This is a genomic window from Kitasatospora sp. NPDC043950, assembly GCF_056435345.1.
The window spans coordinates 1-7351 of record NZ_JBWKER010000114.1 but is presented as its reverse complement, the minus strand read 5'-3'; the positions used below and the strand labels follow the sequence as shown (position 1 = coordinate 7351).

General features: G+C 73.6%; 6 protein-coding genes. 4 read left to right on the top strand and 2 right to left on the bottom strand.

Features of this window, described 5'->3' with window-relative positions; translation table 11 throughout:
- Nucleotides 1-665: 665 nt before the first annotated feature.
- On the bottom strand, nt 666-1043 hold the full coding sequence (locus AC07BF_RS37360; RefSeq protein ID WP_363585541.1) for a winged helix-turn-helix transcriptional regulator: 378 nt from the start codon (nt 1041-1043) through the stop codon (nt 666-668).
- Nucleotides 1044-1183: 140 nt separating this feature from the next.
- Here AC07BF_RS37360 and AC07BF_RS37355 point away from each other — a divergent pair, with 140 nt between their 5' ends.
- Nucleotides 1184-2167 carry an NADP-dependent oxidoreductase gene (locus AC07BF_RS37355; RefSeq protein ID WP_363585540.1) on the top strand — a complete coding sequence of 328 codons (984 nt, stop codon included), beginning with the start codon at nt 1184-1186 and terminating at the stop codon, nt 2165-2167.
- 79 nt (nt 2168-2246) lie between these two features.
- Here AC07BF_RS37355 and AC07BF_RS37350 read toward each other — a convergent pair whose 3' ends face one another.
- Nucleotides 2247-3338: a polyprenyl synthetase family protein gene (locus AC07BF_RS37350; RefSeq protein WP_363585539.1), complete on the bottom strand. Its 1092-nt coding sequence runs from the start codon at nt 3336-3338 to the stop codon at nt 2247-2249.
- Nucleotides 3339-3776: 438 nt separating this feature from the next.
- On the opposite strand from AC07BF_RS37350, the gene AC07BF_RS37345 reads away from it, so the two are divergent.
- Genes AC07BF_RS37345 through AC07BF_RS37335 form a run of 3 tightly spaced genes read left to right on the top strand, consistent with a single transcriptional unit; the run spans nt 3777 to nt 7253 of the window.
- A complete protein-coding gene (locus tag AC07BF_RS37345; protein ID WP_478334572.1) occupies nt 3777-5267 on the top strand; it encodes an asparagine synthetase B family protein in 1491 nt (496 codons plus the stop codon).
- Nucleotides 5268-5322: 55 nt separating this feature from the next.
- Nucleotides 5323-6264: a TauD/TfdA family dioxygenase gene (locus tag AC07BF_RS37340; RefSeq protein ID WP_478334571.1), complete on the top strand. Its 942-nt coding sequence runs from the start codon at nt 5323-5325 to the stop codon at nt 6262-6264.
- Between the two features lie 14 nt (nt 6265-6278).
- The gene (locus AC07BF_RS37335) at nt 6279-7253 is read left to right on the top strand and encodes a radical SAM protein (protein WP_363585536.1); all 975 of its coding nucleotides are present in this window, start codon (nt 6279-6281) and stop codon (nt 7251-7253) included.
- The last annotated feature ends 98 nt before the right edge of the window (nt 7254-7351 follow it).

Below are 7351 nucleotides of genomic sequence, written 5' to 3'. Positions count from 1 at the left end.
GCCAGGCACAGAAGATGACCCCGCTCCCGACCACGGCACCTCCGACACGTCCGGATGCGGAGCACGACCCCGGCCAGACCTCCACCGTCACCGGCCCTGTCGCGCATCCTGGGGAAGGCACCGACACAGGGGCGACGTCGTTCTCACCCGCGGTGCGGCTACTGAGCGGGCCGGGTGGCGCCAGGCCACCGCTTTGCACTGCGGGGCGCTGTCCGGGCCCGGGCACTCTCACCTCCCGGACCGCCCGTGAGCGCCTGACACTCCCGGGGATCCTGACCAGACCGGCGCCGGCCCGCCCGGCGGGGCGGACAGCACCGACACCGCCCTGCCCCCGCCCGCCTCCCTGGAGCTCTACGCCCGGGTACTGGCCGGCTCCGCCGAGGCGTTGGCGCACGGCTGGCTCCGACTCTGGCTGACCCCGGAGACCGGCGCGACCACGCCGGTGCGACCATCGGCAGGTTCTCCCACCTGCTGCCGGACGCCGCGCAGCGGGTCACAGCGGCCTGCGCGGAGGCCGAGACCACCGCCGCCGAGGGCGCCGCGCAGGCGGAGGAGTGGCTGCTGGCCACCTGTCCCAGGTCCGCCGTCCACGCCCAGCCGCACGACCTGCGGACGGCGGCGTGCTGAACCCTCGGCTGCGGGAACCGGTCGTGGCCACTGCCGGGCTACCCCGCGACCGGCTCGGGCCGGAGGGCCTGGTCGATGTTCTCCTCGACCCAGGAGCGAAGCGCGTTCAACGGCACCGCGGCACTCTGGCCGAGGCGGGTGAGGGAGTACTCGACGTGCAGGGGGACGACGGGGTACACGGTGCGGTCGAGGATGCCGAAGTCCTCCAGGCGGCGCAGGGTCTGGGTCAGCACCTTGGGGCTGACGCCCTGGAGGCGGCGCTGGAGTTCACCGAACCGCTGGGGACCGTCTTCGAGGGCGCCGATGGCGAGGGCGGCCCACTTGTTCGCGAGCAGGTCGAGCAGGATGCGACAGGGGCACTGGGCGGCGTAGACGTCGTGCTGCGAGTGCTCGCCGCTGGGGCAGGTGGTCGTCATGCTCACTCTCCTCACCAGGACACTTCCCGATGGGAAGTACTAGCCCTTGAAGGTAACCATACCCGCGGGGATAGCGTCGCCGGCATCGAGGAACGGCCGCTGAACGGCCTTCCGCACTCTGATGCTTCGGGAGATGACGCATGTCCGCAGACACGATGCGCGCGGTGGTCCAGGACACGTTCGGCGGGCCGGAGGTGCTGCGGGTCGCCGAGGTGACGCGTCCGGTGCCGCTGCCGACGGAGGTGCTGGTACGGGTGCACGCGGCCGGGATCAACCCGGTGGACTGGAAGACCCGCGGCGGCTCCGGCATGGCCGGCCTGCTGGGTGAGCCGCCGTTCACGCTCGGCTGGGACGTGTCCGGCGTGGTCGAGGAGGTCGGCTTCGGCGTGACCACGCTGAAGGCCGGTGACGAGGTGTACGGCATGCCGTGGTTCCCGCGCGCCGCGAACGCCTACGCCGAGTACGTGACCGCCCCGGCCCGGCAGTTCGCCCGCAAGCCGGCCACGCTCGACCACGTGCACGCCGCCGCCGTGCCACTGGCGGCACTGACCGCCTGGCAGGCCGTCGTCGACACCGCCCAGGTGCGAGCCGACCAGCGGGTGCTGGTCACCGCAGCCGCCGGCGGGGTGGGCCACTTCGCGGTCCAGTTCGCCCGCCACCTGGGCGCCCACGTGGTCGCCACCGCCAGCGCCGCCCGGCACCCCTGGCTCAAGGAGCTCGGCGCCGACGAGGTGATCGACTACACCAGCACCCGCTTCGAGGACGCCACCACCGGCGTCGACGTCGTCATCGACCTGGTGGGCGACGAGCACGACCTGACCGGCACCCGCTCCCTGAAGGTCCTGCGCCCCGGCGGCCTGCTGGTCGCCGTCCCGGCCGGCGTCTCCCCCGAGCTGGCCGCGGCCGCCGAGGCGGCCGGCGTGCGGGTCACCCCGTTCCTGGTCGAGCCGGACGGCGCCGCGCTGACGACGATCGCCGCGCTGATCGACGCCGGCGAGGTCGCCGTCGAGGTGGAGCGGACCTTCCCGCTGGAGCAGGCCGGGGCCGCTCATGCCCGCGGCGAGGCGGGCCGCACCCGCGGCAAGCTCGTCCTCACCACCGGGGTCGGGCCCGGAGCCAACTGACCGCCGATCAGGAACGGACGGGATTCCCCGCTCGCCCCTCCCCCGTCCTCCGCCCTCCCTGTCGCGGGCTCACCCCACCTCACCGGACTCGCTCGACGCTCCACCCCGGCAGGTACTCGAAGAACGCGACGGCCTCCTCCCGCCACCTGGGGCGCCAGGCCGCGGCTTCCGCGGCGGCCGCGTGCGCGAAGCGCCGCATGTCCGCCCGCATCCGCTCCGGGACGCCGTGGCGGTGGGCGATGTCGCGGATGGCGGCGACGGTCTCCTCGGTGCAGGCTCCGTCGCCGAGTGCGGACTCCACCACGGCCCGCTCGGCGTCGGTGGCCGCCGCCAGGACGGCGCGGACGGTGTAGTTGCGCCGCCCCTCCCGGAGGTCCGTTCCGGTGGGCTTGCCCATGGTCCCCGCGTCGCCGAAGAGGTCCAGGTAGTCGTCGCGCAGCTGCCCGCAGATCCCCACCAGCCGGGCGTAGCGGCGCAGTTCCTCGTCGTGGCGGGCGGGCTGGACGCCTGCGGCGAGCAGTCCCAGCTGGAGCGGGGCGAGGACCGAGTAGCGGGCGGTCTTGTAGTCGGCCACGTCGTGCAGCACCTCCTCGCCCGGGTCCGCGGTGAAGTCCCGCTCCAGGTCGATGATCTGGCCGACGAACGTGGCCGTTGCCGCTCGCGTCTGCACCTCGACCATGGCCTGTCGGACCGGGAGCGGGGCCCGGGAATCGAGGAGGACCTGGAGGGACAGCGCGAGTGCGAGGTCGCCGGCGAGGACGGCGAGCCCGAGCGCGGTCTGCGGCCGGTCGGGGAACCGCCCCCGGTAGGCGTAGTAGGTGGAGGGCCCGCCCCGGCGGGTGGGGCTGTCGTCGATGATGTCGTCGTGGACCAGCCCGTGGGTCTGGAGCAGTTCGATGCTCAGCGCGGCGTCATCCAGCCCCGCCACGGGCTCGGCGGTCACCAGCCGGGCGGCCTCGAAGAGCAGGGCCACCCGCATCCGCTTGCCGCCGCGCAGCGACAGGTCCCGCAGCAGGGCCAGGCAGTCCGGGGTGAACCGGCTGAACGACGGAGCGTCGAAGGCGGCGGCCAGGTCCTGGAAGTACTGCTCGGACAGCGTGCTGAACCGGCGCTCGTACCCGGCGAGACGGGCCCGGATCTGCTCGGAGGGGACGGCGGCGGTATCGGTCACGAAGATGTCTTCCGTTCGGGCGGGGATGCGGGCCCGCGCAGGCGCGGAGGTGCCACGGATCCCGGTGGTGGTCCGTCACCCATGCTGCCCCATCGGCCTCCCGGTCCGAGCACCCGGTCCACCTCGCCCGGGCGGGCGGTGAGCCGCCGATCGAGAGCGGGGTCAAAGTCATCATGATCATCCGCAACTCGACCTCAGGCGAACTCGCCTTCGCCACAGGACTCCAGAAAACGGACAGTGGTGCACCCGCAGGGACCACGGCTGTCCGGAACCGGGTGTTGTCCGCGGGCCGGGTGCCCCCCAGCATGGATGACGCGGCCGGTACTGCCGCGACCGACCATGGACCCGTCCGCGCTGGGAGGTCCCGTGCACCACGGTGCGACCCGATCGGAGAACCGAGCACAGAGCCGCGAAGGCCGGTGGCTGAGCGTGCACCGGGTGGGCGGCGAGATCCGCGCACGCGGGTGTCCCACCGCCGCGCTCGGCCACCCCCTGCCGCGCCCCGGCAGGGTGGAGGGCGTCTTCGCGTACTGGGCCTGGGACGGGACCGGGGTGACGGCCGGCACCGACCGCTACGGCATGCTGCCGCTGTTCTACTGGGCGGACGAGGAGCGCCTCGTCCTGTCTCCCGAGCTCCGCGACGTACTCGCGCTCGGCGCTCCGCGCTGCTGGGACGACGACGCGCTCGCGGTCTTCCTCCGGCTCGGCTACTTCGTCGGCGACGACACACCGTTCGCCGCCATCCGCGTCCTGCCGCCCGGAGGGGTGCTCACCTGGTCCCCGGGGGCGCCTCCCCGCGTGCGCTCCCGACCGCCCGTCACGCCGCCGTCGCCGGGCATCACCCGCGCGAAGGCCGTCGACGCCTACATCGACCTGTTCCGATCCGCCATCGCCGCCCGACTCCCCTGCGCCGAATACGTCCTGCCGCTGAGCGGCGGCCGGGACTCCCGGCACATCCTGCTCGAACTGCTCCGGCAGCAGGCTCCGCCCCGACTCACCGTCACCACCGGGAAGTTCACCCCGTACGACGCGGACGTCGGAGTCGCCGGCAGGCTCGCCGCGGCGGCCGGGGTACCGCACCGGTACGTCGACCGCGCCGGGTCGGACCTCCAGGCCGACCTGACGACCAACCGCCTCCAGCAGATGTGCACCACGGAGGGCGGCTGGGTCCTGTCCCTGGGCCGGTTCCTGAGCACCCGCACCCCGCTGACCTACGACGGCCTGGCGGGCGACGCCCTGTCCCAGGACCCACACGTGTACTTCCCACCGGTCCACGACCGCCGCCGCCTGGGGACGGCCGAAGGTCTGGCCGCCTGGATCATCGAGGCGACCGGGCTCTCACCGCTGCTGCCGCACCTTCTCCGCGCCGGCCGACTGCGCCGGTGGAGCCTCGAACGGGCGCTCGCCAGGCTGGCGGCGGAGACGGCGCGGCACCTGGACGCGGCGATCCCCCTGCTGTCCTTCGTCTTCTGGAACCGCACGCGCCGGGCCATCTCCCTGCACCCGATCCGGGTGATCGGCGACGGTGGGCTGCCGGTGCACCTGCCCTACCTCGACCACGCGCTGTTCGATCTACTGACGGCACTGACGGAGCAGGTGTTCGCGGACGGCCGTCTGCACACGGAGGTCATCAGCCGTGCCTACCCCGGCTACGCCCACCTCCCGTACGTGGAAGGGCCGATGCGGCACGGCCCGCGCGTCGCCCTGGCCCGCGCCCGCTACCTGCGCGAGCTGCTGCGCCACACCACCGGCCCCCGCCGGGCCTGGTGGCACGGCCACGACGGGATGCTCCCGCCCCTGTTGCGCGGCGCCGGTCACGGCCCCCGGCTCCACGCCGTCGACCGGATGGCGCCCTACGCCGTCTACCTGACCCAGCTCGCGGAGCTGACCGTCCATCCAGGCCCGGTCGGCCCGCCGCCCGCCCGTTGACCGGGAGCCCCCGGCCGCAGACCGCGTCCGCCGAAACCCCTCGAAGGGACGGATCATGCTCGCAGACCCGCACGGAACCGCCCAGTGGCCGCCGCGGATCCGGATGGCGACCGACACCGCCACCGGCCTGGAACGCCGGTTCGGCGCCATGACCGGCGAGGACCTCACACCCCCGGCCGCCCAGCGCGAGGCACTGGCCGAGGCGCTCGCGACCGTCCCCGGCCTCGGCACCCTCCAGCGGGACCTGGTCGCCGGTGTGCGCGACCACGGCGCGGCGGTACTCACCGGCATGCCCCTGAACGACGGTTCGCTGATCGCCGTGAGCAGCTGTCTCGGGGTGGTGACCGCCGAGGACAACGGTTTTCCGTGCCGCATGGTGTGGGACATCCGCGAGGACCCGCAGGCGTCCGAGGACCCCCATGCCCAGCAGCGCGACCGGTTCGACCTCCACACCGACTCCACCTTCTCCGCCCGCCCGCACGACACCATCGGCATGGTGTGCGCCGAGCCCGCCGCGGACGGCAGCGGGCGGTCCCTCCTGCTGACCGCCGACCGCCTCGTGCGGGCCCTGCGGGCTGCCGGGCACGAGGGCGAACTCGCCAGGCTCGGCCGGCCGGACTTCCCGTTCGGTCCCGGCCGCGTGGCGGGCACCGCGCCGCACCGCGCCGCTGTCCTCAGCCTCGTGGGCGGGCCCGCCCGGGTGCGCTACCGCTTCGACCTCCTGCACCGCGCGCTCGACCGGAGCACCGCGCACGGCCTGACCGACGGCGAGGTGCGCAGCGCGCTGGCGGCCATCGCGGCGGTGGAAGGCGTCCTGGCCGGTCCCGGGCTGGTCACCTCGCTGTTGCTGGAGCGTGGTGACTACCTGCTGCTCGACAACTCGCGGGTTCTGCACGGCCGGACGGCCGTTACCGCGTCCGCTGGCCGCCACCTGCGGCGCCTCAAGCTGCGCGACCACGCGGCGGCCGACCCGACGTCCTCCCTGTCCCTGTCCTGAACGGGCGGTATCCGATGGCTGACACTTCCCCTCCTGGCGCCTCCCTCGGCGGCGACTACCGCATCGTCGGCGGGCGCCTCCACAATCCTGAGGGCTGCGAACTCAACGTCGTGCTGCACTGCAACCTCCGCTGCCGTGCGTGCAGCCACCTCTCCCCCGTCCTGCCGCCGTGGTTCGCCGACCCGGCGCAGATCGCCCGGGACCTGGTCGGGCTCGCGGGGTCGTACTCCTGCGGGCACGTGAAGATCCTCGGCGGCGAACCGCTGTTGCACCCCCGTCTGCCCGAGGTGATCGCGGCGGTCCGCGACTCCGGGATCACCGACCGCGTGGCGGTGTGCACCAACGGCCGGCTGTTGTCGTCCCGCGATCCGTGGCTCTGGCGGCTGGTCGACGAGATCGAGATCTCCGTCTATCCCGGTCAGGCCCCCACACCGGTGGAACTGGACGCCCTGCGCCGACGGGCGGAGGAACACGCGGTCCGCCTCGACGTGAAGCTGGTGCCGGTCTTCCGCGAGTCCTACGCGGAACAGGGCAGCGAGGACCCGCACCTGACGGCCCGGATCTACCGCACCTGCGAGATCGTCCATGTCTGGCGCTGCCACACGGTCCACGAGGGGGTGTTCTACCGGTGCCCGCAGAGCTACTTCCTGCACCGCCCGGAGGCCCCCGGTGCCCGCGTGCCGTCGGACGGCCTGCCCATCCGCAGTGACCCGGGCTTCCTCGTGGACCTCCACGCGTATCTGACCTCGTCGCGCGGGCCTGCCGCGTGCCGCTGGTGCCTGGGGACCGTCGGCCGCCGCCGGCCTCACAGCCAGCTGCCGCGCGCCGGGTGGCGCGCCGCTCAGGACGCGCCGAGCGAGGAGCTCGTCGACCTGCGTCTGCTCGCGGAGCGCGAGCAGACGCAGGTCGCGAGCCGGTACGAGAAGCGGGTGCTCGGCAGCGGCGACTACGCGCCGTCCGAGTGGCTGCGGCGGCGGCCGACCTCCTAGATCCAATGCCGGTGACTTTGTGGTCGGTGTCTCGTTGGTTGTGGTGTGGCGAGGGTGGGGCAGGTCAAGGCGCCTGCGAGTGAGCGGATATCGGACCG

Bases quoted from the DNA above. Each gene is read 5' to 3' on its own strand.
- AC07BF_RS37360 (WP_363585541.1), bottom strand. From the start codon at position 1,043: ATGACGACCACCTGCCCCAGCGGCGAGCACTCGCAGCACGACGTCTAC.
- AC07BF_RS37355 (WP_363585540.1), top strand. From the start codon at position 1,184: ATGTCCGCAGACACGATGCGCGCGGTGGTCCAGGACACGTTCGGCGGG.
- AC07BF_RS37340 (WP_478334571.1), top strand. From the start codon at position 5,323: ATGCTCGCAGACCCGCACGGAACCGCCCAGTGGCCGCCGCGGATCCGG.
- AC07BF_RS37335 (WP_363585536.1), top strand. From the start codon at position 6,279: ATGGCTGACACTTCCCCTCCTGGCGCCTCCCTCGGCGGCGACTACCGC.